20 protein-coding genes and 1 pseudogene are annotated in these 21,587 nt (G+C 73.8%); 8 read left to right on the top strand and 13 right to left on the bottom strand.

The features are described from left to right. Positions 1 to 3: 3 nt before the first annotated feature. From V1258_RS02195 to V1258_RS02185, 3 genes are read right to left on the bottom strand one after another with little or no spacing between them, the layout of a single operon-like run. The gene (locus V1258_RS02195) at positions 4 to 927 is read right to left on the bottom strand and encodes an endo alpha-1,4 polygalactosaminidase (RefSeq protein WP_329748147.1); all 924 of its coding nucleotides are present in this window, start codon (positions 925 to 927) and stop codon (positions 4 to 6) included. Between the two features lie 32 nt (positions 928 to 959). After that, complete coding sequence (locus tag V1258_RS02190; protein WP_329748146.1) at positions 960 to 1,967, bottom strand: Gfo/Idh/MocA family protein; 1,008 nt, start codon at positions 1,965 to 1,967, stop codon at positions 960 to 962. A gap of 31 nt (positions 1,968 to 1,998) precedes the next feature. After that, the gene (locus V1258_RS02185; protein ID WP_329748145.1) at positions 1,999 to 2,958 is read right to left on the bottom strand and encodes a Gfo/Idh/MocA family protein; all 960 of its coding nucleotides are present in this window, start codon (positions 2,956 to 2,958) and stop codon (positions 1,999 to 2,001) included. Positions 2,959 to 3,133: 175 nt separating this feature from the next. Between V1258_RS02185 and V1258_RS02180 the strand changes: the two genes are divergently transcribed. Then, the gene (locus V1258_RS02180; RefSeq protein WP_329748144.1) at positions 3,134 to 4,447 is read left to right on the top strand and encodes an ROK family transcriptional regulator; all 1,314 of its coding nucleotides are present in this window, start codon (positions 3,134 to 3,136) and stop codon (positions 4,445 to 4,447) included. Positions 4,448 to 4,480: 33 nt separating this feature from the next. Here the strand turns inward: V1258_RS02180 and V1258_RS02175 are convergent, their stop codons facing one another. After that, positions 4,481 to 5,482, bottom strand: coding sequence for a LacI family DNA-binding transcriptional regulator (locus V1258_RS02175; protein WP_329748143.1), 1,002 nt, complete (start codon positions 5,480 to 5,482; stop codon positions 4,481 to 4,483). Positions 5,483 to 5,595: 113 nt separating this feature from the next. Between V1258_RS02175 and V1258_RS02170 the strand changes: the two genes are divergently transcribed. Further along, entirely contained in the window at positions 5,596 to 7,503 is a 1,908-nt protein-coding gene (locus V1258_RS02170; protein ID WP_329748142.1) for a glycoside hydrolase family 127 protein, read from the top strand. A gap of 19 nt (positions 7,504 to 7,522) precedes the next feature. On the opposite strand, the gene nirD is transcribed toward V1258_RS02170, so the two are convergent. From nirD to V1258_RS02155, 3 genes are read right to left on the bottom strand one after another with little or no spacing between them, the layout of a single operon-like run. Then, on the bottom strand, positions 7,523 to 7,945 hold the full coding sequence (gene nirD / locus V1258_RS02165; RefSeq protein ID WP_329748141.1) for a nitrite reductase small subunit NirD: 423 nt from the start codon (positions 7,943 to 7,945) through the stop codon (positions 7,523 to 7,525). Continuing rightward, positions 7,945 to 10,503, bottom strand: a complete 2,559-nt coding sequence (nirB, locus tag V1258_RS02160; protein WP_329748140.1) for a nitrite reductase large subunit NirB — start codon at positions 10,501 to 10,503, stop codon at positions 7,945 to 7,947. Before nirB ends, nirD begins: the two co-directional genes overlap by 1 nt. After that, the gene (locus V1258_RS02155; protein ID WP_329748273.1) at positions 10,500 to 11,372 is read right to left on the bottom strand and encodes a formate/nitrite transporter family protein; all 873 of its coding nucleotides are present in this window, start codon (positions 11,370 to 11,372) and stop codon (positions 10,500 to 10,502) included. The genes nirB and V1258_RS02155 overlap by 4 nt, the downstream gene beginning before the upstream one ends. A gap of 215 nt (positions 11,373 to 11,587) precedes the next feature. Between V1258_RS02155 and V1258_RS02150 the strand changes: the two genes are divergently transcribed. Genes V1258_RS02150 through V1258_RS02140 form a run of 3 tightly spaced genes read left to right on the top strand, consistent with a single transcriptional unit; the run spans position 11,588 to position 14,795 of the window. Continuing rightward, on the top strand, positions 11,588 to 11,977 hold the full coding sequence (locus V1258_RS02150) for a hypothetical protein (RefSeq protein ID WP_329748139.1): 390 nt from the start codon (positions 11,588 to 11,590) through the stop codon (positions 11,975 to 11,977). Between the two features lie 36 nt (positions 11,978 to 12,013). Further along, positions 12,014 to 13,843 carry a DNA helicase RecQ gene (gene recQ, locus V1258_RS02145; RefSeq protein WP_329748138.1) on the top strand — a complete coding sequence of 610 codons (1,830 nt, stop codon included), beginning with the start codon at positions 12,014 to 12,016 and terminating at the stop codon, positions 13,841 to 13,843. Between the two features lie 10 nt (positions 13,844 to 13,853). Next, entirely contained in the window at positions 13,854 to 14,795 is a 942-nt protein-coding gene (locus tag V1258_RS02140) for an SMP-30/gluconolactonase/LRE family protein (RefSeq protein ID WP_329748137.1), read from the top strand. On the opposite strand, the gene V1258_RS02135 is transcribed toward V1258_RS02140, so the two are convergent. Beyond that, the gene (locus V1258_RS02135) at positions 14,770 to 15,756 is read right to left on the bottom strand and encodes a squalene cyclase (RefSeq protein WP_329748136.1); all 987 of its coding nucleotides are present in this window, start codon (positions 15,754 to 15,756) and stop codon (positions 14,770 to 14,772) included. The two genes, V1258_RS02140 and V1258_RS02135, sit on opposite strands and share 26 nt — an antisense overlap. Positions 15,757 to 15,840: 84 nt before the next feature. Here V1258_RS02135 and V1258_RS02130 point away from each other — a divergent pair. Continuing rightward, positions 15,841 to 16,023 (top strand): annotated as a pseudogene (locus V1258_RS02130) (benzoate/H(+) symporter BenE family transporter); the annotation flags it as partial. A gap of 82 nt (positions 16,024 to 16,105) precedes the next feature. After that, complete coding sequence (locus V1258_RS02125; RefSeq protein WP_329748135.1) at positions 16,106 to 16,876, top strand: benzoate/H(+) symporter BenE family transporter; 771 nt, start codon at positions 16,106 to 16,108, stop codon at positions 16,874 to 16,876. A gap of 22 nt (positions 16,877 to 16,898) precedes the next feature. Here V1258_RS02125 and V1258_RS02120 read toward each other — a convergent pair whose 3' ends face one another. From V1258_RS02120 to V1258_RS02100, 5 genes are read right to left on the bottom strand one after another with little or no spacing between them, the layout of a single operon-like run. Then, entirely contained in the window at positions 16,899 to 17,273 is a 375-nt protein-coding gene (locus V1258_RS02120; protein WP_329748134.1) for a DoxX family protein, read from the bottom strand. 60 nt (positions 17,274 to 17,333) lie between these two features. Continuing rightward, positions 17,334 to 18,245 (bottom strand): uroporphyrinogen-III synthase, encoded by a 912-nt coding sequence (locus V1258_RS02115; RefSeq protein WP_329748133.1) that lies wholly within the window; start codon positions 18,243 to 18,245, stop codon positions 17,334 to 17,336. Between the two features lie 4 nt (positions 18,246 to 18,249). Next, positions 18,250 to 19,167: an NYN domain-containing protein gene (locus V1258_RS02110; protein ID WP_329748132.1), complete on the bottom strand. Its 918-nt coding sequence runs from the start codon at positions 19,165 to 19,167 to the stop codon at positions 18,250 to 18,252. Between the two features lie 4 nt (positions 19,168 to 19,171). Next, on the bottom strand, positions 19,172 to 19,537 hold the full coding sequence (locus V1258_RS02105) for a cupin domain-containing protein (protein WP_329748131.1): 366 nt from the start codon (positions 19,535 to 19,537) through the stop codon (positions 19,172 to 19,174). Between the two features lies 1 nt (position 19,538). Continuing rightward, on the bottom strand, positions 19,539 to 20,456 hold the full coding sequence (locus V1258_RS02100; RefSeq protein ID WP_329748130.1) for a LysR family transcriptional regulator: 918 nt from the start codon (positions 20,454 to 20,456) through the stop codon (positions 19,539 to 19,541). Positions 20,457 to 20,527: 71 nt separating this feature from the next. Between V1258_RS02100 and V1258_RS02095 the strand changes: the two genes are divergently transcribed. Beyond that, positions 20,528 to 21,580, top strand: coding sequence for a YeiH family protein (locus tag V1258_RS02095; protein WP_329748129.1), 1,053 nt, complete (start codon positions 20,528 to 20,530; stop codon positions 21,578 to 21,580). The last annotated feature ends 7 nt before the right edge of the window (positions 21,581 to 21,587 follow it).

Raw genomic sequence — 21,587 nt, 5'->3', positions numbered from 1 at the left:
CGCTCAGCACTGCTCGCGGAGATGACCCGGCTCCCCCGCGGGCACCAGGTCCCGGTCGCGCAGCACCGTCAGCGGGGCCCGGTCGGGGTCGGCGCAGACGACGGAGAAGGTGACCCCCGCCGCCGCGAGGGAGTCGGGGTACTCGATCTGGACGAACGCCTCCCCGTACGCCTCCCGGTAGGCGGCGCATTCGTCGTAGGCGCCGCACTCCTCGACCACCGCGAGGTCGAAGCCCAGCTCCGCACGGCCGACGGGCGCGAGCTCCGCCGCGTTCTTCTGCGCGACCTCGAGGCCGGCGGCGTGGGCGCGGTCCACGTAGTCGCCCGCGAGGGCGAGCACCCCGTCGGGGTCGAGCTGGTCGAAGCGCTCCCCCACGTCGAGGTTGTCGAGCTCGACGGCGTCGAAGCCGGCCGCGGCGCAGGCGTCGATCTCGGGGCCGATCCGGGCGAGGATCCCCTCGCGCCGGGCGGGGGTTCCGGGATCGAGCACGAGCTCGTCGGGCCACTCGGGGTCGACGACCGGCTCCCCGTGGGCATCGTGCAGCAGCAGCTCCGGGTGCGCCGCCCAGAGCTCCGCCTCGTCGGGCTGGGTCTGGAAGCCGTTCACGTAGCAGATCGAGTAGGCACCGGGCAGCGGCCCGTCGGCCGGATCGCGCACCACGACGGCGAACTCCCCGTCGGAGACCCCGCCGAGCTGGTAGTCGAAGGCGCCGCTGCGCGGCAGCCCCGACGTCGCAGGCCGGTCGGCGCTCGCCCCGCCGCCGTCGGACCCGCCGCCCGGGGTGCCGTCGGCGGCCCCGTCCGCGCCCCCGCAGCCGGCGAGCAGCGTGGCCGAGAGCAGCAGGAGGCACGCCGACGCCCCCGTCGACGCAGGGCGTCGCGGGGGCGTCGGGACGCTGCGCGGGGCGCGGTCCGCTGCAGGGCTCATGCCCCGAGCGTAGGCCCGCCCCGCGGGTTCCCTCACACGCTGAGGACGTCCGCCGCCTTGCCGGTGCGGGCGGACTCGTAAGCGGCCAGGATGATGCCCAGCACCGCGATGCCCTCCTCCTCGGTGTTCAGCGGGCGGCGACCGGTCTCGAGACAGGTCACGAAGTCGTCGATCTCGGCCGCGAAGGTGTCGACCGGCTCATGGGCGTAGACCTGCTCGTCCTGGCCGCGCAGCTTGACGCGCAGGGTCGAGCCGTCGGAGCTCAGCGAGCCCTTGTTGCCCACCACGGAGAAGCGGTCGGTGCCGGGGGCGGCGTCGTAGGCCCAGGAGGTGACGAGCTGGCCGACCGAGCCGTTGTCGAAGCGGACCAGCACCTGGGCGGAGTCCTCGCCCTCCATGAAGTCCAGGCGGTGGGTGGACATCATCGCGAACACCTGCGAGGGGCGGCCCCCGGAGAGGTGCATCAGCAGGTAGGTCGGGTGGTAGCCGGTGTCGATGTACTCGCCGCCGCCCGAGGTCTTGGAATGACCGCGCCAGCCCATCGACTCCGGGTCGAAGTCGTTGTAGAACGAGTCCGTGGTGCGCACCTCGTAGACGTCGCCGAGGGCACCGGAGTCGATGACCTCCTTGGCCTTCGCGACGGCCGGCATGAACAGCTGGTTGTGCGCGCACATGAGGGTGACGCCGGCCTTCTGCACGGCGTCGCGGACCGCGGCGGCCTCCTCGGCGGTGAGGCACAGCGGCTTCTCGCAGAGGATGTGCTTGCCGGCCTCGGCGGCGGCGACGATCGCGTCCTTGTGCAGGTGGTGCGGGAGGCAGATGTCGACGGCGTCGACGTTCGGGTCCTGCACCAGCTCGCGGAAGTCGGTGTACCCGGTCGCGCCGGTCTCGGCGACGCGCTTCTCGACGGTCTCGGCGACGGCGTCGGCGATCGCTGTGACCTTCACCCGGTCGGGGATGGTGGCGTAGCCCTTGAGGTGGGCGCCTGCGATGCCACCGCCACCGATGAGGCCGATGCGGACGGGGAGCTGGACGGTCATGGGGATCCTCCTGGTTCGGGGTGGGTCGGGGTCAGCGGTCGGCCGCGTCGTTGGCGGCGACCGTGAGGGCGGTGAGCGCGCGGGCGCGGCGCTGGTTCTCGGCGGTGGGGGTGCCGGTGCGGATGGCCGTCACCCACTGGCCGAAGGGCGGATCGATGTCCGCCGGGACCTCGAGGTCCCGCCAGCCCTCGGCGGTGCCGAGGCGCATGCGCCCCTCGTCGAAGCCGTACAGCAGCGAGCCGTCGGTGCCGTGGACCTCGATGGTGAAGGGGCTGGACGGGGTGACGAAGCCGGTCTCGATGACGCCGATGGCGCCGTCGCGGGTGGTGACGGTGACGGCGGCGTTGTCCTCGACGCCGCGACCGGTCATGTCGGTGTAGGCGGAGCGGACGCTCGTGACCTCCTCCCCCAGGATCAGCTGGGTGAGGTAGACCGGGTGGGCGGCGAGATCGGAGAAGGCGCCGCCGATGGCCTCGGCCGGGTCGTAGAAGCGGGCGGGCAGCCAGTCGGCGGTGGAGCCGTTGTGGGCCAGGCGCACCCGCGAGTAGGTGATGCGGCCGAGGGTCCCGGCCTCGAGCACCTCGCGCAGGGCGACGGTGTACCCGTGCGAGAGGCGCGGGAGCGAGACGGTCAGCTGCACGCCGTTCTCGGTCGCGGCGGCGAGCAGGCGATCGCAGCCCTCGACGCTCGGCGAGAGCAGCTTCTCGGTGAAGACGTGCTTGCCGGCGGCGAGGGTGCGGCCGAGCACGTCGTCGTGGTCGGTGGTCGCGGTGGTGCAGGTGACGCCGTCGAGGTCCTCGCGGGCCAGGAGGCCCTCGAGGTCGGCGGTGAACTCGACGCCGAGGGTGTCGGCGAGGGCCTGCCCGCGCTCGGCATCGTCATCCCACACCGCGACGAGCTCGGTGTCGGGGTGGTCGAGCGCGGCGCGGCCGTACTCCTCGGCGTGGACGTGCCACGCGCTGAGCACGGCGATGCGCAGGGGCTGGATCATGATGGGGGACTCCCGAAACTCGGAATCTAGGGTCGGACCAGGCATGATGCACCGGCCCTCGGGTTGTGACGTAGACTACTCACACTGTTGGACTAAATGCAACGGACGCCACCTCCGCGCACACCGGGAGTATGGGAACATCGCGGCATCCACCGGGCGGAGCAGGAGGTCCCACATGGCGCAGGGCGCATCGATGTCGGACCTCGGCGCGCGCAACGAACTCGTCGTGCTCGAGGCGATCCGCGGCGCCCGGGAAGGCAGCTCGCAGTCCGAGGTGATGCGGCGCACGGGGCTCTCGCGCCAGGCCGTCTCCCTCATCACCCGGCGCCTGCTCGAGCGCGGCCTGATCGAGACCGCCGGCACCCGCGGCGTGGGCCGCGGCAAGCCCCGCACCGTGCTGCGGATCGTCCCCAGCTCCCTGCTCGCCGCGGGCGTGCACCTCGACCCGGCCGGGATCTCCGTGGTGATCGTGGACCTGGACGCGCAGGTGGTCGCCGAGCGCACCCTGCCCCCGCCCGGGGACGACCCGTCGGGCGACATCCGCCGCATCGCCGCCGGCATCGAGTCGCTGCTGGAGGATCTGCGCCGTCACGGCTGGAGCACGGCCGACGGGCGGGACGCCGCCGAGGCCCTGCTCGGCATCGGCGTCGCCTCCCCGGGCGCGCTCGACGCCGTGGCCGGCGTGGTCCTGAACCCGCCCTGGCTGCCGGGCTGGCGGAACGTCTCCCTGGTGGCCGAGCTCTCGGCGGCCACCGGCCGCTCAGTGGTCCTCGACAAGGACACCACCGCCGCCCTGACGGCGGAGCTCTGGGCGGGCGGTCGGCGCGCCGAGGACGCGGCGGCGCCCGACCGGCCGACGGGCGAGGACACCACGCTGTACGTCTACGTCGGCGCGGGCATCGGATCCGCCGTCGCGGCGCGCGGGCGGGTGCATGCGGGCTCGACCACCCAGGCCGGCGAGATCGGCCATCTGCCGACGGGCCTGCCCGGGGAGCTCTGCCAGTGCGGACGCCTGGCCTGCCTGTCCACCTTCACGGACGTCGCCGGGATGCTGTCCCGCGCGGACGGCGAGGAGCCCGCCGCCCAGGCCTCCCCGTCGGACTCCTCCGGATCCGCGGAGCCCCCGAGCCCCGTCGGCCCCTCCTCGACCTCCGCACGCCTCGCGGCCCTCGCCCATCGCGCGACCGGCTCCGCGGACACGCCCCCGGACGCCCTCGCCCGGGCGCAGATCGAAGCGCACGGCACGGCGCTCGGCGAGGCACTGCGCTCGCTGATCTGGGTGCACGACCCGCGCCAGGTGCTGATAGGCGGCCCCTACTGGCGCATCCTCGAGCCGCTCGCCATGCCGCGGGTGCGGGAGCGGGCGCTGCCGGACGAGGGCGTGCCGGAGCGGGTGGTGCTGCGCTCCTCGACCTTCGGCGACGACGCCGCCGCGATCGGTGCGGCGACCCTCTACCTCGAGCACGAGCTCTCCCCCGCGGCGCGCTGAGCGGGCCGCTGGCGCTCGTGCTCCAGGGTGCGCTCAGACCGTCGAGCCGCGGACCTGCAGGCGCGGGGCGACGACGACGCGGGGTTCGGCGACCTCCCGACCCTCGATGAGGTCGAGCAGCATCTGCCCAGCGCGCCGGCCGATCTCGCCGAGGCAGAGGTCGACGGAGGTCAGCTGTGGCCGCGCGGCGAGGGCGATGACGTCCCAGTCGTCGATGCCAGTGACCGCGACCTCGCCGGGCACGTCGTGGTCGAGCTCCCGAAGCCGGTCCACCGCGCCGCGGGCGATCTGGTCGGAGCCTGCGCAGACCGCGTTGAACGCGGTGCCGGAGGCGAGGGCGAGGTCGATCGCGCGCCTCCCCCACTCCTCGCTCCACTCGCCGTGCTGCACGGCTCCGGTGAGGCGCTCCCCCGCGGCCCGCTCGACCGCCCGCGCCCGCAGCTGGGCCGAGCGGTGGCGGGCCGGTCCGGTGAGGTGCAGGATCCGCTCCCGGCCGAGGGAGAGCAGATGGCGCACGGCGAGCACGGCCGCCTCCTCCTCGTCGCTGAGCACGGCGTAGCCCGCGGGGTCCGTGGACGGAGAGAAGGCATGGACGACGGGCATGTCCACGGTGAGCGGCTCGCGGGGGTCGGTGCTGCGACCGGTGACCAGCAGGCCGTCGACGTGGCGGGCCCGCAGCGAGCGCAGCAGGTGCTGCTCCCGGGCGGGATCGTCTCGGGTGTCGGCGAGGATCACGGCCATCTGGCCGACAGCGAGGGCGTCCTCGGCCCCGCGGAGGATCGGCAGCAGGAAGCGGCCGAAGCTGTCGGTGGTCACGAACCCGACGGTGTAAGTGCGCCCGGAGACAAGGCCGCGGGCGCGCGCATCGGCGACGAAGCCGAGGCGGCGGGCGGTCTCCTGCACGTGACGCCGGGTCTCCTCGCGCAGGCTGCCGGTGCCGTTGAGGGCCTTCGAGACGGTTCCCACGGAAACTCCGGCGGCGCGGGCGACGTCGGCGATCCGCACGGCCTGGGAGGTGGGGCGCGTCGATGACATGGGGTGACTCTACGCGAGACTCTTGCGGCCGCGCGTCCCACGGAGAATACTGGCCGCCGCACGGCAAACGTTTGCTCCGTCTGCCGCCGACCGTCCGCCTCGAAGGAGAGCTCATGACCCCGCAGGACACCGCCGTCGCCCTCGCCCCGCCCGTCGCCCCCGTTGCGGCCACCGCCCTGCGTCCCCTCGCTCCGGGCGCCGGTCGCATCACCGGCGGCTTCTGGGCGCTGCGCCAGGACCGCAACCGCCACGACGCGCTGCGGGCGGGTCACCGCCAGCTCGAGGAGTCCGGGACGCTCGACAACTTCCGGATCGCGGCGGGCGCGGCGACCGGCGAGGCGCGCGGCATGATCTTCCAGGACTCCGATGCCTACAAGTGGCTCGAGGCGGTCGGTTACGAGCTCGGCCGCGGCGAGGACGCCGAGCTGCGCGGACTGCTCCAGGACGTGATCGCGGTGGTCGCCGCCGCCCAGCAGGAGGACGGCTACCTCAACGCCGTGCACCAGCTGCGCCACTCCCGCGAGGAGCGCTATTCGAACCTCGCCTGGAACCACGAGCTGTACTGCTACGGGCATCTGTTCCAGGCGGCGGTCGCGGTGTCCCGCTCCGCGGGCGAGGACTCCCTGCTCGAGGTCTCGCTTCGGATCCTCGACCATCTCGGCGAGGTCTTCGCCCCGGGAGCGCACCAGGGCGTGCCCGGGCACCCGGAGATCGAGATGGCGCTCGTGGAGCTGTTCCGGCTCACCGGCCGCCGCGACGCGCTCGATCTCGCCCGACACCTGACCGATGCCCGCGGCCGCAACGCGAACGCGATCTCGAATCCGGGCTACTTCTCGGACCGGGTGCCGGTGCGGGAGACGGAGACGGTCGAGGGGCATGCGGTGCGCGCCCTCTATCTCGCCGCGGGCGCCACGGACCTCGCGATCGAGGACTCGGACACGGACCTCCTCGAGCACCTGCGGTCCCTGTTCACCACCGCCCTGCACACCAAGGCGTACGTGACCGGCGGCATGGGCTCGCGCTGGGACTGGGAGGCCTTCGGCGATCCCTTCGAGCTGTCCACCGACCGCGGCTACGCGGAGACCTGCGCGGGGATCGCTGCCGTGCAGTGGGCCTGGCGCCTGCTGCTGGCCACCGGCGATCCCGCCTACGCCGACGCGATCGAGCGCCTCCTGTTCAACGCCGTGCTGCCGGGCGTGTCCCTGGCCGGCACCGAGTTCTTCTACGTCAACTCGCTGCAGCTGCGCGACGGGGCGATCGCCGACGAGGGCCGGTCCATCGTCCACGGCCGCCGCGGCTGGTTCGACTGCGCCTGCTGCCCGCCGAACGTGATGCGCACGCTCTCCTCCCTCGACCAGTACGTGGCGACCGCCGACGAGGCCGGGCTGCAGCTGCACCAGTACGCGAGCGGCAGCTGGTCCGGCGGCGCACTCGAGATCGCGGTCGATACCGAGTACCCGCATCGCGGGCGCGTGCGGATCCTGGTGCTCGCGGCGCCGGAGGAGCCGCGCACCCTCTCGGTGCGGGTGCCCGCGTGGGCGGAGGGCGCCACGGTCACCACGGCCGAGGGCGAGCGCGAGGCCCGGCCGGGGACGCTCCCCCTGCAGCGGGTCTTCGTCCGGGGCGAGGAGATCGTGCTGGACCTGCCGATGACCGCGCGCTTCGTGCGCGCCCCGCATCGTGCGGACGCCTCCCGTGGAGCGGTGGCCCTCGAGCGCGGGCCCCTGGTCTACGCCCTCGAGCAGGCCGATCAGCAGGGCACCGAGCGGGTCGACGACGCGCTCGTGGATCCCGCCGCACCGGTCGCCGAGCAGGTGCTCGAGGACCTGGACGGGGTGGTCGCCCTCGATCTCCCGGGCGCGGTCGCGGCCGCGCCTGAGGACGGCGTCTCTTATCTGCCCTGGGATGCCCCGTCGGCCGCTCCGACTCCGCACGCCTGGCGCGCGATCCCCTACTACGCGTGGGCGAACCGGGAGATCGGGCCGATGCGGGTGTGGCTGCCGGTCGCGCCGCGGGGGTGAGCTGGAAGGGCTCCCCCGCTCACCACGTCCCGCCGTGCAGCACGTACACCTCATGGCCACGCACCAGGAGCGGCCAGAGGTGCAGCGAGGCCGGCTCCTTGCCCTTGGTGTCCAGGCAGTGGCCGGTGCGGAGGTCGAACACCTGCTTGAACATGGGCGAGGCGACGGTCGGCACCTCGCCCCGGGAGCCGACGATCCCGCGGGACATGACCTGCGCCCCAGAGTAGGGATCGCGGTTGTCGGTCGCGACGATCGTGCCGTCGGCGAGACGGAAGAGGGCCAACTGGTCCTCGCCGAGGAGCACCGCGCTGCCGCGTTCGACGTCGAGGTCCGCGAGCGTGCAGACCCGCAGCCAGCGCGCGGCGGAGGCGAGGGGCTCCGCGGTCGTCGCGGTGCGGTCGGTCGAGGACGCGGGCGCGGTGTCGGTCTGCGGGGCGGTCATCAGCGCACCTCCAGGGTGGTTCCGGCGATCAGGACATGGCCCTCGCGGCGCTCCTCGGGGCTCGCGGGCCGCCGCTGCCCGCGCTCGGGGACGTAGGCGAGCGAGGGGTCGGGGGTGCTCGGGGCGTTGACGAAGGAGCGGAAGCGCCGCAGCTTCGCGGGGTCGGCGAGGGTCGCGGCCCATTCGTCGCGATAGTCCTCGACATGCGCCGCCATGGCCGCGTCGAGGTCCGCACAGATCCCCAGGGAGTCCTCGAGGATCACCTCCCGCAGCCCGTCGATGCCGCCCTCCAGCTCCATCACCCAGGGGGCGGTGCGCTGCAGCTTGTCCGCGGTGCGGATGTAGTACATGAAGAACCGGTCGATGGCCCGGATGAGGGCCTCGTCGTCCAGGCCCTCGGCGAGCAGGTCGGCGTGGCGCGGGGTCGCCCCGCCGTTCCCGCCGACGTACATGTTCCAGCCCTGGGCCGTCGCGATGACGCCGACGTCCTTCCCCCGCGCCTCCGCGCACTCGCGGGCGCAGCCGGAGACCCCCACCTTGAGCTTGTGCGGGGAGCGCAGCCCGCGGTAGCGCAGCTCCAGCTGGACCGCCATGCCCACCGAGTCGAGGACCCCGTAACGGCACCAGGTCGAGCCCACACAGGACTTCACGGCGCGCAGCGCCTTCCCGTAGGCCTGACCGGACTCGAAGCCGGCGTCGATCAGACGGCTCCAGATCTCGGGCAGCTGCTCGAGGCGGGCGCCGAACATGTCGATCCTCTGGGCGCCGGTGATCTTGGTGTACAGCCCGAAGTCCTCGGCGATGCGGCCCACGGCCACCAGCCCCGCGGGGGTCACCTCGCCGGCGGGCATGCGCGGCACGACCGAGTAGGTGCCGTCCTTCTGCATGTTCGCCATGACGTGGTCGTTGGTGTCCTGCAGGGAGGCGTTCTCCCCGTCGAGGACGTGATTGCGCACGAGCACGGCGAGGATGCTCGCGACCACGGGCTTGCACACGTCGCAGCCGCGGCCGGTGCCGAAGCGCTCGAGCACCCCGGAGAAGGTGGTGAGCTCGGCGACGCGCACCGCGTCGAAGAGCTGGCGGCGGGACATGTCGAAGTGCTCGCAGAGGGCGTTCGAGACGGTGTGCCCCATTTTGGTGAGCTCGGCGGAGACCAGGCCCTTGACCATCACCACGCAGGAGCCGCAGGTGGCGCCGGCGCGGGTGCAGGCGGTGACCGCCGCCGCGTCGGTGCAGCCGCCCTCGCGCACGGCGTGGCGGACGGTGCCGGCGGTGACCCCGGCGCAGGAGCAGACCACCGCCTCGTCGGGCAGCTCGGCGCGCGGCGCGGCCCCGGCCCCCTCGGGCAGCAGGTACGCCGCGGGATCCGCGCCGAGGGGGCCGCCGACGAGGGGACGCAGCGCCCCGTAGGCCGAGGCGTCGCCGACGAGCATGCCGCCGAGGAGGGTGCGCGCGTCGTCGGAGAGGACGAGCTTGGTGTGGACGCCGCGCACCGGATCGGCGTAGACGACGTCGAGGGCTCCGGGGGCGGTCGCGAAGGCGTCGCCGAAGCTCGCCACCTCGACTCCGGACAGCTTGAGCTTGGCGGAGAGGTCGAAGCCCTCGAAGCAGGCGCTCCCGCCGAGGAGCCGGTCCACGGCGACCTCGGCCATGGCGTAGCCGGGGGCGACGAGGCCCACGCACTGCCCGCCGAAGGCGGCGACCTCGCCGATCGCGAGGATCGCGGGGTCGCTCGTGCGGCAGCCCGCGTCGATCGCGACGCCGCCGCGGGGGCCGACGGCGAGTCCCGCCGCGCGGCCGAGCTCGTCACGGGGGCGGACGCCGACGGTGTGGACGACGAGATCGCAGTCCACGCCGCGGCCGTCTTCGAGCTCGAGCCCGAGCACCTCGTCCCCGACCCCGGTGCGGATGTGGCGGGTGCGGGCGGAGGTGAGGACGGCGAGGCCGCGCTTCTCGATCAGCCGCTGCAGGGCGGTGCCCGCAGGGAGGTCCAGCTGGGCGGACATCAGGCGGTCCCCGGACTGGAGGACGGTGGCCTCGGCGCCGAGCTGCTGCAGGGCGCCCGCGGCCTCGAGGCCGAGCAGGCCGCCGCCGATCACGGCGCCCCGGACGGGCCGGTCGAGACGGGCGGCGAGCTGCTCCACCTCCGCCCGCAGCGCCTCGACGTCGTCGAGGGTGCGGTAGACGAACCGGCCAGGGCCCTCGGCGCCCTCGATCGGCGGGCGGGAGGCGGAGGAGCCGGTGGCGAGGACGAGCTCGTCGTAGGGATGCTCCGCGCCGGAGGCGGTGCGGACGCTGCGGGTGTCCCGGTCGATCGCGACCGCCCGGTCGCCCGGGACCACCGTGACGCGGGGGTCCTCGAGCGGCGCGCGGTCGAGGGTGAGGGCCTCCGCGTCGGCGCCGTGGAAGTAGGAGGTCAGCCCCACTCGGTCGTAGGGTGCGCGGCCCTCGTCGCCCAGGAGGGTGAGGGAGAGCGGCTCCGCGGTGCGGGAAAGCAGGCTCTCGGCGAAGCGGTGGGCGACCATGCCGGCGCCCACGACGACGATGCGGCGGCTCATCGGGTGGTCCCCGCGGCGAGCGCCGGAGTGGGGATCGCGCCGGCGCGTGGGGCCTCCGGCGTGGGGGCCGAGACGTCCTTGCGGGCGCGGTGGGCGAAGTACAGCGGCAGTCCCACGAAGGTCAGGCCTCCGACGAGGTTGCCGACCACGGTCGGGATCTCGTTCCAGATCAGGTAGTCCATGAGGGTGAAGTCCGCGCCGAGCAGCAGGCCCGAGGGGAACAGGAACATGTTCACGATCGAGTGCTCGAAGCCCATGTAGAAGAAGAGCATCACGGGCATCCACATGGCGACGATCTTGCCCAGCAGGTTGTCGGTCAGGAAGGCTGCGACGACGCCGGTGGAGACCATCCAGTTGCACAGCACCCCGCGGACGAACAGGGTGAGCATCCCGGCGGCGCCGTGGTCGGCATAGCCGACGGTGCGGCCGTGGCCGATCTCACCGATCGCCTGGCCGACGGCGCTCGGCTCGCTCGAGAAGCCGTAGGTGAAGTAGATGGCCATGAGGACCGCGACGGCCACGGCACCGATCAGGTTGCCGAGGAACACCAGGCCCCAGTTGCGCAGCATCGAGGAGAGGGTGACGCCGGGGCGGCGGGCGATCCAGGCCAGCGGCACGAGGGTGAACACCCCGGTGAGCAGGTCGAAGCCCATGAGGTACAGCAGGATGAATCCGACCGGGAAGAGAAGCGCGCCGAGCAGCGGCTGACCGGTCTGGGTGGAGACCGTGACGGCGAAGGCGGCGGCGAGCGCGAGGATCGCCCCGCCCATCACGGCCCGCAGCAGGGTGGTGCCGGTCGAGTACCCGACCTTGGCGGCACCGGCGGCGGTGAGTCGATCGACTAGCTGGGTCGGGGTGACCGCGGTCATCATGGCCTCTGCGTTCATGGCGGCTCCTGTGTCAGGGCGGTTCCGGGATCCCCGGCGGCCCCGGGGAGCGGGGTGTCGGGGACCACAGCATGCGCGCATGTCACCTCGATGAGAAGTCTGCGGGGGTCCCGTGACCTTCCCGTGACCCGGCGTCCCATGGCCCGGCCTCGTCGGTCGCCCTTCTCCTGGCGGAGGTCCTGGCCTACCCTGAGCCCATGGACGAACTCGCCGCCGGGCGGCAGAGGATGACCCGTGACGAAGCCCTCTCCTGGAACTCCCGCTGGTCCGTCGGCGACGTCCGCCTGATCGGGGAGCACCTCGACCGCACCGGAGCGGAGCAGTTCTACCGCACCGCCTCCAACGGCTCGGTCACCGCCCTCGACGCGGCCGGCCGCTCCGTGATGCACCTGTACCCCGGGTACATCACCTTCGCCAAGGACTGCGCTCCCCCGGAGCTCGCCGAGGCCGACTGGAAGACCGGCCTGGAGCTCTCCTGCTTCCAGCGCCGCGGCGACGCGACCGCGGAGGCGGACCGTCCGCTCCCCGTCTGCCCCAGCTGCTTCCTCGCCCTGCCCGCGACCGGCGTCTGCGACGACTGCGACTGACCGGGACCCCGCCGCTCGCCGCTTAGGCTGGCTGGCATGACTGCTGGCCCCGACGCGCTCTCGATCCTCTCCACCGTCTTCGGCTATGACGCCTTCCGCGGCGAGCAGGCGGCGATCATCGAGCAGGTCGCCTCGGGCGGCGACGCCGTGGTGCTGATGCCCACCGGTGGCGGCAAGTCGCTGTGCTACCAGATCCCCGCGCTGCTGCGCGAGGGCACCGGCGTCGTCATCTCCCCGCTGATCGCCCTGATGGCGGACCAGGTCGCGGCGCTCGAGGCGGTGGGGCTGCGCGCCGCCTTCCTCAACTCGACGCTCGAGCCGCACGAGGCGCAGGCGGTCGAGCAGCAGCTGCTGGGCGGGGAGCTGGACCTGCTCTACATGGCGCCGGAGCGGCTGGTCCTCCCCCGCACCCAGGACCTGCTGCGACGGGCGCGGCTGGCCCTCTTCGCGATCGACGAGGCGCACTGCGTGTCCCAGTGGGGGCACGACTTCCGCCCCGACTACCTGGGGCTGTCGGTCCTCGCCGAGGCGTTTCCCGGGGTGCCGCGGATCGCGCTGACCGCGACCGCGACCGAGGCAACGCACCGGGAGATCACCGAACGCCTGGCGATGCAGGATGCCCGGCACTTCGTGGCGAGCTTCGACCGCCCCAACATCCAGTACCGGATCGAGCCGAAGGACCGCGCCCGCGAGCAGCTGCTGCGCCTGGTCCGCGCCGAGCACCCCGGCGAGTCGGGCATCGTCTACTGCCTCTCCCGGCGATCCGTCGAGCAGACCGCGCAGTGGCTCGTCGCCCAGGGAGTGCCCGCCCTCCCGTATCACGCGGGTCTCGACGCGGCCGTCCGGCACGAGCACCAGGAGCGGTTCCTGCGCGAGGAGGGGCTGGTGATGGTCGCGACCATCGCCTTCGGCATGGGCATCGACAAACCCGACGTCCGCTTCGTCGCGCATCTGGACCTGCCGAAATCCGTCGAGGGCTACTACCAGGAGACGGGGCGGGCGGGCCGCGACGGGCAGCCGTCGACGGCGTGGATGGCGTACGGGCTGGGCGACGTGGTCAGCCAGCGCCGTTTCATCGACGACGGCGAGGGCAGCGAGCAGTTCAAGCGCAACGCCCGCGCCCATCTCGACGCGATGCTCGCGCTGTGCGAGACGGTCACCTGCCGTCGCGCCCGCCTGCTGCGCTACTTCGGGCAGGAGCAGGCCGAGGAGCGGTGCGGGAACTGCGACACCTGCCTCAGTCCGCCGGAGACCTGGGACGGCACGGTCGCCGCGCAGAAGCTGCTCTCGGCGCTGATCCGTCTGGACCGGGAGCGGGACCAGCGCTTCGGCTCGGGGCAGGTCATCGACGTGCTGCTGGGCCGCGAATCTGATCGCTCGCGGCAGTCGCGGCACGACCAGCTGAGCGTCTGGGGCATCGGCACCGAGCTGACCGAGCGGCAGTGGCGCTCGGCCCTGCGCCAGCTGCTGGCCGGGGGCATCGTCGAGTCCGTCGGCGAGTACGGCGTGCTCGTCCCCGGCCCGGAGGCCGGCCCGGTGCTGCGCGGCGAGCGGACCCTCGAGCTCGCCGTCGACCGAGCCCCGACGAGGTCCGGGAGGTCCCGGTCCGCCCGCTCCGGGGGCGGCTCCCGGGCGGCCGACGCGCTCGAGCCCGCCGCGCGGGAGCGCTTCGAGGCGCTGCGCGCGTGGCGCACGGAGGTCGCGCGGGAGCGGCAGATCCCGCCCTACATGGTGTTCTCCGATGCGACCCTGGTGGGGATCATCGAGACCGCGCCGACGAGCGTCGACCAGCTCGGCACGATCAGCGGGGTCGGGGCGAAGAAGCTCGCCGAGTACGGCGAGGGAGTCCTCGAGGCGCTCACCTAGGATCGGCTCCATGACGACTCCCGCCCCGTCCCAGCTCGAGACCGGCGCCGTCCTCGAGCGCGTCGCCACCGGTGCCACCTGGGCGGAGGGTCCGCTGTGGATCCCGCCGCGGCGGGCGGTGCGCTTCAGCGACATCCCCGGGAACCGGATCCTCGAGTTCTCGGAGGCGACCGGGGAGCTGAGCGTCTTCGCCGAGGACGTCGAGTTCACCAACGGCCGCACCCTGGACCTCGACGGCACCGTCATCGAGTGCTCCCACGGCCGCCGCGCGGTGCAGCGCGACACCGCGGTCGAGCCGGGTGCCGTGCACTCGCCGCAGACCCTGGTCGACCGCTTCGGCGCGGTGCGGCTGAACTCCCCCAACGATGTCATCGTCGCCGCCGACGGGGCGATCTGGTTCACCGACCCGTCCTATGGGATCCGGAAGCCCGCCGAGGGCCACGCCGGCGAGGAGGAGTACGGGGACCGGTACGTGTTCCGCGTCGATCCCGCCTCGGGCGAGGTGCGCCCGGTGGTGATCGACGTCGAGGCACCGAACGGGCTGGCCCTCTCCCCCGACGAGTCGCTGCTCTACGTCGCCGACTCCTCCCTCTCCCCGGCCGACGAGGCGCTCTCCGCGGGCCGGCCGCGCGGCCACGCGATCCACGTGTACGACGTGGTCGACGGGCGGCATGCGAAGAACGGCCGGGTGCTGGTCGAGATCGAGCCGGGGCTGCCCGACGGGATCCGCGTCGACGTCGAGGGGCGGATCTGGAGCTCCTCGGGCTCCGGGGTGCAGGTCTTCTCCCCCGCCGGGGAGCGCCTCGCAGAGATCCCGGTGCCCGAGCTGACGGCGAACCTGTGCTTCGGCGGGGACGACGGCCGAACCCTCTACGTGACGGCCTCGACGAGCCTGTACCGGATCCGCACCACCACGAGGGATGCGGTCAGCCGGCGTCGCGCCACCATCTGAGCACGCGCAGCGCCTCGAGGGTCACCCACGCCGAGGGCTGTCCCACGGGGTTGTCGACCTCGAACCAGATGTGGCCCGGGAGGGCGTGCTGCTGCAGCCACGTGCCGTCGGCCTGCTGCGCCCGCTTGACCATCGCGATCGCCGTCGCCATTCGCGGATCGCGTCGGTCCGCGCGCCGGAAGTGGTCGAGCGCCCGCAGCGCGCTGTAGACGTGCCTCGGCGGGTAGAGGAAGTGGTCGACCCACGGGCCCCACTGCTCGCCCGTCGAGAGCCGATGGGTCAGCTCGCGCTCGAGCAGGTACTCCTCCCCCGCGGCGCGGGCCGCCCGGGTCTCCTCGGTGCCGCCGGTCGCCTGCTCGTGCAGGAGCAGGGCGCGCAGCGCGTTGAGGGTCGAGTGGACCGAGGAGCGGGTGCTGCCCTCGACCCATTCGCAGTTCCAGCCGCCGTCGGCCATCCGGTGCTCGACGAACCAGGTCGCGAGGTGCTCGACGTCGGCGCCGAGCCAGAGCCCGTTGGCCAGCGTCATGGCGTTGATGCAGCAGTCGACCTCCCCGCCCCAGTAGGGCAGGTCGTCGTACTCCCAGCGGGAGTTGCGCGCGAGCAGGCCGACGGTGTCGCGGGCGATCAGCGGCGCGGGGTCCATCCCCCACTCGCGCAGCGTGGTCATCGACCAGGTGGTCGCGGTCCACGGCTGGCCGGGGAGGTCGCGGGTCTCGGGGTCGTCGAAGAAGCCGGCGGGGAAGAAGGCACCGCCTGCCCATTGCCCGTCCTCGCCCTGGTGGGAGAGCAGCTCCGCGCCGAAGCCCTCGGTGGCGATGCGGGCCCGGGTCGCCTCCCAGTCGCTCGCGGGGCGGTCCAGCAGGTCGCGCTCGACCTGCCAGCGCAGGGTCGGATCGGAGTCCATAAGCCAGGCGATCACGTCGGGGACGGGGGCGGGACCTGCGGGGGCGGCGTCGCTCATAGGGGTGATCCTGCCACCGATCGGACGCGTCCGAGCGGCGGGCGCTGTCGATCATCGCGCCAGCGCGGACATACGCTCCGCCTCATGACCGACCTCGCCCGCCCCGTCTCCGCAGGCGTGGTCGCCGGTCTGGTCGCCTTCACCAGCTCCTTCGTGGTGGTGCTCGCGGGTCTGCAGGCGGTGGGGGCGAGCCCCGCGCAGGCCTCGAGCGGGCTGCTCGCGGTGAGCGTGCTGATGGGGCTGTGCTCGATCCTGCTGTCGGCGTGGTCGCGACTGCCGCTGACGATCGCCTGGTCGACGCCGGGTGCGGCGCTGCTGGCGACGACGGGGGCGGTCGGCGCTCGCGGGGGTGCTGCTGCAGCTGTGCCTCGGACCGGTGCTGGGCCTCGCCGCGAATCCGCTCGCCGTCGGCCCCGTGGTCGTCGTGTGGGCGCTCGCGCTGCGCCTCGCCCCGCGCTGGGCCTCCCCGCTCGCCTTCGCGACCGCGACCGCGGTGATCCTCGTGTCCGTGTTCCGCGCGGGCGCCGAGGTGCCGGCCGCGGCGCTCGTGCCTCGGGTGGAGCTGACCGTGCCGCAGCTCGACCTCGAGGCGCTCGTGGGGATCGCCCTGCCGCTGTACCTGGTCACGATGGCCTCGCAGAACGTGCCGGGCGTCGCGGTGATGCGGGGGCTGGGCTATGAGGTGCCGTGGCGGCGTTCGATGCTGGTCACCGGCACGGGCACCCTACTCGGCGCGCCGCTCGGCGGGCACGGCGTGAACCTCGCGGTGATCACGGCGGCGCTCGCCGCGGGGCCGGAGGCCGGGGAGGACCGCTCGCGGCGCTGGGTGGCGAGCGCGACCTACGGGATGGTGCTCGTGGTGCTGGGCCTCGGCGCGGCGGCCTTCACGCAGCTGATCGGTCTCGCCCCCGAGGGCGTCATCGCCGCAGTCGCGGGGCTCGCGCTGGCCTCGACCTTCGTCTCCTCGCTGAGGGCGGCCCTCGCCGAGCCCGCCGAGCAGATCCCCGCGGGGGTCACCGTGCTGATCGCCGCCTCGGGCGTGGCGGTCGCGGGGATCAGCGCGGCCTTCTGGGCGCTGCTCGCGGGGCTGCTGCTGCGGGCCTTGCTGCAACGCCGCTGACCCGCACCGGCGCCGGCAGGGATCAGAGCGGGTACGGCCCGAAGCGCGACCAGGCGAGCACCACGGAGGCGATCGCGAGCACGATCGCGGGCAGCGCCGCGGCGATGCCGTCCCCGCGGCGCACGTGCACCATGGCGGCGAAGACCATGGTAATCGCGAGACCGGCCGCCGCGGCGGAGACCAGCAGCGGCGCCACCCCGGTCACGGCTGGGAGGATCAGACCGACGGCGCCGAGCACCTCGAGCACCCCGATCCCGCGGATCCAGCTCTGCGGAAAGTCCTCGACATAGGGGGTGCGGCGGATCTGCTGCTCGCGGGGCGTGAGGATCTTCATCAGGCCGCTGCCCAGGAAGGCGGCGGCCAACACGATGGCCAGGATCCACAGGAACACGTTCATGGCGCACACTCCTCGGTCGCCCGGGCGGGTGCTCGATTCTCCTCCCCGCGGGAGGTTCTGTCACGCGGACTCGCTGGTGGAGCCGCCGTAGTGCGCCACGACGGCGCGCACCAGGGACCCCAGGCGCATCCGCTCGGGCTGCAGGCTCGGCAGCTCGCGCTCCTCGAGCGGGGCGGCGGTGACGGGCCCGACGGCGGCGAGCAGCAGCTCCCCCGCCCGGGCCCGCTCCCGGATCGCGGGGAGCGTGCCCGCGGCCTCGGCGTCCTCGAGCCAGGCCTGCGCACCGGGGGCGGAGGTGAAGACGACCGCGTCGGCCGTCCCGGAGCCGGCGTGCTCGACCGATGCGCGCAGCGCGGCGGCGTCCTTCGTCGGCCCCCAGCGATAGACGGTCAGGCTCACCACCTCGGCGCCCGCCTCCGTGAACAGGGCGTCCAGCCCGTCGGACCCCGAGCCGTGGTGCTGGACGGCGATCCGCGCGCCCGCGAGGTCGCGGGCGAGCAGATGCTCGGCGACCTCGGCGGCGACCTCGCCCTCCGCGGTCCAGGAGACGGGCAGGCCCGCCCGCTGCACGGCGCCGCGCGCCTTCGGGCCGCGGGCGACGATGCGGGCGCCGGCGAGCGCGGTGCGCAGCTCCTCGCCGATGCCGGCCGCGTCGGCCGCCTCCATCCACCCGCGGAAGCCGATCCCGGTGAGGGCGACGAGGATCTGCGGCGTCGCGGTGATCAACTCACGGCTGCGCGCGAGCAGCGCCGCATCATCGATGTGCGGAATGGTCGACATGGGCGGGGCGTGCTCGATCTCGGCGCCATGGCGGCGCAGGGCCGTGGAGAGCTCGCCCGCCTTGCGGTCCACGGCCACGACGATGCGGCGGCCGGTGAGCGCGGTCGAGAGCAGCGGGGCGGGGGCGCCGGCCGAATCGGGGGTCGGGGCGTCGGCCGAATCGGGGGTCGGGGCGTCGTCGGCGTTGTTCATGCGATCAGTCCTTCGCGCGGACGAGGCGCTCGTGCCCCGTCTCCTCGAGCTCGGCGATGTCGGCGTTGGCCTTGAGGAAGTCGGAGAAGCTGCGGTGGCCGAGGGCCTTCTCGCTGAAGCTCGGATCCATGCGGCGCATATGGGTCTTCACCGCGGAGGAGTGCAGCCACTCCCCGTCGCCGCGGTCGCCGAGCTCGAGCGCGCGCTCGAGGAGGGCGGCGGCGACGGCGTGGGGGTCGTCCTCGGCCGGCTCCTCCGCCGGGGTCGCGGAGTCCTCGCTGGTCCGGCTGCTCGCGGCGGGCTCGGGCTTCGCGCGCCGACGCCGACGGGAGGGGCCGGAGCGCTCGGTCCCGGTCAGCTCGACCCCGGGCAGGTTGTCGTACGACTCGAACTCGTCGCACGCGGCGGCGAGCGACTTCGCGGTCGAGCCGGCCACGCCCATGGCGACCACGTAGCGGCCGAGGCGCCGGCATCGCTGGGCGAGCGGGACGTAGTCGGAGTCGCCCGCGACGATGACCACGTGGGTGAGGTCGGGGGTGCGGAACATGTCCTCGACGGTGTCGACGGCGAGGCGGATGTCGGCGCCGTTCTTCGCGTAGGCGGCGGCGGGGAAGAGCTGGACCAGGTCGACGGCGCGGGAGACCAGCTGGTCGCGGTACTCGGCGTTGACCGGGGAGGACCAGTCGGCGTAGGCGCGGGTGAGCATCACGGTGCCGTAGGAGGCGGCGAAGTCGATGATCGCGCCGACGTCCACCGTCGCGGCAGCGAGACGCTCGGCGATCTCGGGGGCGGTGGGGTCCTCTGCGATCCGCTGCCGGTCGCGGCTGTACGCGTTGCGTCCGTGCACCCGGTCGTACCAGGACATGACGATGTTGTCGAAGTCGAGATAGACGGCGATGCGGGGGTCGTGGATCTCTGCCATGGGGTCAGTCTGCCCCAGGTGCGGGCAGGTCCTCGCGGCGGCCGATCCGCAGTGCCTGTCGACGGCGGTGCACGGTGAGGTACTCGAGCCCGTCGGCCCCGGCCCGGAATCCGCGTCGGGTGCGGCGCGGCAGGAGCGCGAGGTCGCCGGGGGCGAGCTCCTCCTCGCCGTCGTCGGTGACGAGCGTGCCGGAGCCGCGGACGACGTGGATCAGGGTGTCGACCTCGGCGCCGAGGTGGGCGGGGATCTCGTCCCCGGCGGGCAGGCGGATGAGGTTGGCGTCGAGCTCGCGCTCGTGGCCGGTGAGGGACCAGACGGCGCCGCGGCGCGGCAGGTCGGGCTGCTCGGAGGTGCGGGTGAGGATCGGCATGTCAGCTCCTGGGGGAAGGGGGCGAGGTGGCGACGTCGAGGAGGTCGGCGGCCGGGCCGCTGACGCGGCGCGGTCCCTTCCACACGGCGGTCAGAGGGCGGCGCAGGCGGGCGCCGCCGACGGGGACGCGGTGGAGCTGTCCGGTGCCGAGGGCGTCCCGGACGGCGAGCATCGAGAGCACGGCGCCGCCCGCCCCGGAGGCGACGGCGATGCGCACCGCGGCGTTGCTCCCGAGCTCCTGGACGGGGGCGGTGCGGGCGGCGGCGGGGACGAGCTCCTCGAACGCGTCGCGGGTGCCGGAGCCGCCCTCGCGCACCACGAGCGGCGTCGCGGCGAGCTCCGCGAGCGGCAGCGGCTCCTCCCGGGCGGCCCAGGGATGGTCGGGGGCGACGACCACCACGAGCTCGTCCTCGCGCAGCATGAGGGAGTGCACCGTGCGGGGCACGTGCGGGGTCTCGACGAAGCCGAGCTGCAGGTGGCCGTCGTGGATGCCGGCGAGGACGCGGGTGGAGTTGAGCACCTCGAGGTCGACCCGCACGCGGGGGCTGCGGCGCCGCAGCTCGGCGAGCCAGGCGGGCATGAGGTGCTCGGCGATGGTCATGCTGACGCCCACGTGCAACTCGCGGGAGTCCTCGTCGCGGCTGTGCCGCAGCCACGCGGAGAACTCCTCCGCCGCCGCGATCAGCTCCCGGGCATGGGCGGCGTAGAGCAGGCCGGCGGAGGTGGCGCGCGAGCCGCGGGGGTCGCGCTCGAGGAGGGCGGCGCCGGCCTCGGCCTCGAGCTGGGCGATGACCCGGCTGGCGTTGGGCTGGTGGAGGCCGAGGCGCCGGGCGCCCGCCCCGAGGCCGCCCTCGTCGACCACGGCGAGGAAGAGCTGGAGGGAAGCGAGGTTCGGGAGTCGGGAGGGCACCTCAGGCATATCAGAATCATATGCCCTGCTCGCGAACTGCTCTCTACCGGGCGCGTTCTCGCGCCGACACAGTGGGTCATATGCACGAGACCCTCTCCCCCGCCGCCTCGCCCGCCGACCTCCGGGACCATCACCCGTCCCGCGTCGCGGGGGACCTGCGGAGGATCGGCCCCGGCCTGCTCCTCGCCCTGGGCGTCGCGGGCGGCTCGATGCTGCTCGCCCCACTGCTGCCCGGGGTGAGCGCGCTCGTCGTCGCGATCGTCGTCGGCATCGTCCTCGCGAACGCCGTCCCGCTCCCGGAGGTGCTCGCGCCCGGTCTCTCGATCGCCTCTAAGCGCCTGCTGCGGATCGGGATCGTGCTGCTCGGACTGGAGGTCGCCCTCGGAGACCTGCTCGCCCTCGGCGCCCCGATGCTGCTCGTGGTCCTCGCCGTCGTGACCCTGGGGATCCTCGGCACGGTGGGGCTCGGGAGGCTGCTCGGCGTGGAGCGCGGACTGACCCTGCTGATCGCGTGCGGCTTCTCGATCTGCGGGGCCGCCGCCGTGGCTGCGGCCGCCGGGGTCACCGATCCCGAGGACGAGCACGAGGAGCGGACCATCACCGCGATCGCGCTGGTGGTCCTGTGCGGAACGGTGATGATCGCCGCAGTGCCGGCCCTCGCGGCGCTGCTGCACCTGGCCCCCGAGACGGCGGGCCTCTGGGCGGGGGCCACGATCCACGAGGTCGCCCAGGTGGTCGCCGCGGGCGGCGCACTCGGCGGCGGCGCGCTCGCCGTGGCGGTCGTGGTCAAGCTCGCCCGCGTGGTGCTGCTGGCCCCGGTGATCGCGGTGCTCGGCGTCCAGCAGCGCCGCGCGGGACGGACCGACGGGACCCGACCGCCGCTCGTGCCGCTGTTCGTGCTCGGCTTCCTGGCGATGGTGGCGCTGCGCTCGCTCGTCCCGTTGCCGACCCTCGCGCTCGAGGCCGGCTCCGTGCTGCAGACCCTGCTGCTCGCCGCGGCGATGTTCGCCCTCGGGACCGGGGTGCGGCTCCGGCGGCTCGTGCAGGTGGGCGGCCGCCCGTTCGCCCTCGCGGCGCTGTCGACGCTGCTGGTCGCAGGAATCGGCCTCGGCGGCGTGCTGCTGGTCGGCTGATCCGTCG

The organism is Brachybacterium sp. J153 (genome assembly GCF_036311905.1).
GTDB lineage: Bacteria > Actinomycetota > Actinomycetes > Actinomycetales > Dermabacteraceae > Brachybacterium.
This window is presented reverse-complemented; position numbering and strand designations above follow the sequence as displayed.

Excerpts from the sequence above, each read along its gene's own strand:
- V1258_RS02170 (WP_329748142.1), top strand. The coding sequence starts at position 5,596 with ATGACCCCGCAGGACACCGCCGTCGCCCTCGCCCCGCCCGTCGCCCCC.
- V1258_RS02180 (WP_329748144.1), top strand. The coding sequence starts at position 3,134 with ATGGCGCAGGGCGCATCGATGTCGGACCTCGGCGCGCGCAACGAACTC.
- nirD (WP_329748141.1), bottom strand. The coding sequence starts at position 7,945 with ATGACCGCCCCGCAGACCGACACCGCGCCCGCGTCCTCGACCGACCGC.
- V1258_RS02135 (WP_329748136.1), bottom strand. The coding sequence starts at position 15,756 with ATGAGCGACGCCGCCCCCGCAGGTCCCGCCCCCGTCCCCGACGTGATC.
- nirB (WP_329748140.1), bottom strand. The coding sequence starts at position 10,503 with ATGAGCCGCCGCATCGTCGTCGTGGGCGCCGGCATGGTCGCCCACCGC.
- V1258_RS02105 (WP_329748131.1), bottom strand. The coding sequence starts at position 19,537 with ATGCCGATCCTCACCCGCACCTCCGAGCAGCCCGACCTGCCGCGCCGC.
- V1258_RS02155 (WP_329748273.1), bottom strand. The coding sequence starts at position 11,372 with ATGACCGCGGTCACCCCGACCCAGCTAGTCGATCGACTCACCGCCGCC.
- V1258_RS02195 (WP_329748147.1), bottom strand. The coding sequence starts at position 927 with ATGAGCCCTGCAGCGGACCGCGCCCCGCGCAGCGTCCCGACGCCCCCG.
- recQ (WP_329748138.1), top strand. The coding sequence starts at position 12,014 with ATGACTGCTGGCCCCGACGCGCTCTCGATCCTCTCCACCGTCTTCGGC.
- V1258_RS02095 (WP_329748129.1), top strand. The coding sequence starts at position 20,528 with ATGCACGAGACCCTCTCCCCCGCCGCCTCGCCCGCCGACCTCCGGGAC.
- V1258_RS02175 (WP_329748143.1), bottom strand. The coding sequence starts at position 5,482 with ATGTCATCGACGCGCCCCACCTCCCAGGCCGTGCGGATCGCCGACGTC.
- V1258_RS02150 (WP_329748139.1), top strand. The coding sequence starts at position 11,588 with ATGGACGAACTCGCCGCCGGGCGGCAGAGGATGACCCGTGACGAAGCC.
- V1258_RS02100 (WP_329748130.1), bottom strand. The coding sequence starts at position 20,456 with ATGCCTGAGGTGCCCTCCCGACTCCCGAACCTCGCTTCCCTCCAGCTC.
- V1258_RS02120 (WP_329748134.1), bottom strand. The coding sequence starts at position 17,273 with ATGAACGTGTTCCTGTGGATCCTGGCCATCGTGTTGGCCGCCGCCTTC.
- V1258_RS02185 (WP_329748145.1), bottom strand. The coding sequence starts at position 2,958 with ATGATCCAGCCCCTGCGCATCGCCGTGCTCAGCGCGTGGCACGTCCAC.
- V1258_RS02115 (WP_329748133.1), bottom strand. The coding sequence starts at position 18,245 with ATGAACAACGCCGACGACGCCCCGACCCCCGATTCGGCCGACGCCCCG.
- V1258_RS02110 (WP_329748132.1), bottom strand. The coding sequence starts at position 19,167 with ATGGCAGAGATCCACGACCCCCGCATCGCCGTCTATCTCGACTTCGAC.
- V1258_RS02190 (WP_329748146.1), bottom strand. The coding sequence starts at position 1,967 with ATGACCGTCCAGCTCCCCGTCCGCATCGGCCTCATCGGTGGCGGTGGC.
- V1258_RS02140 (WP_329748137.1), top strand. The coding sequence starts at position 13,854 with ATGACGACTCCCGCCCCGTCCCAGCTCGAGACCGGCGCCGTCCTCGAG.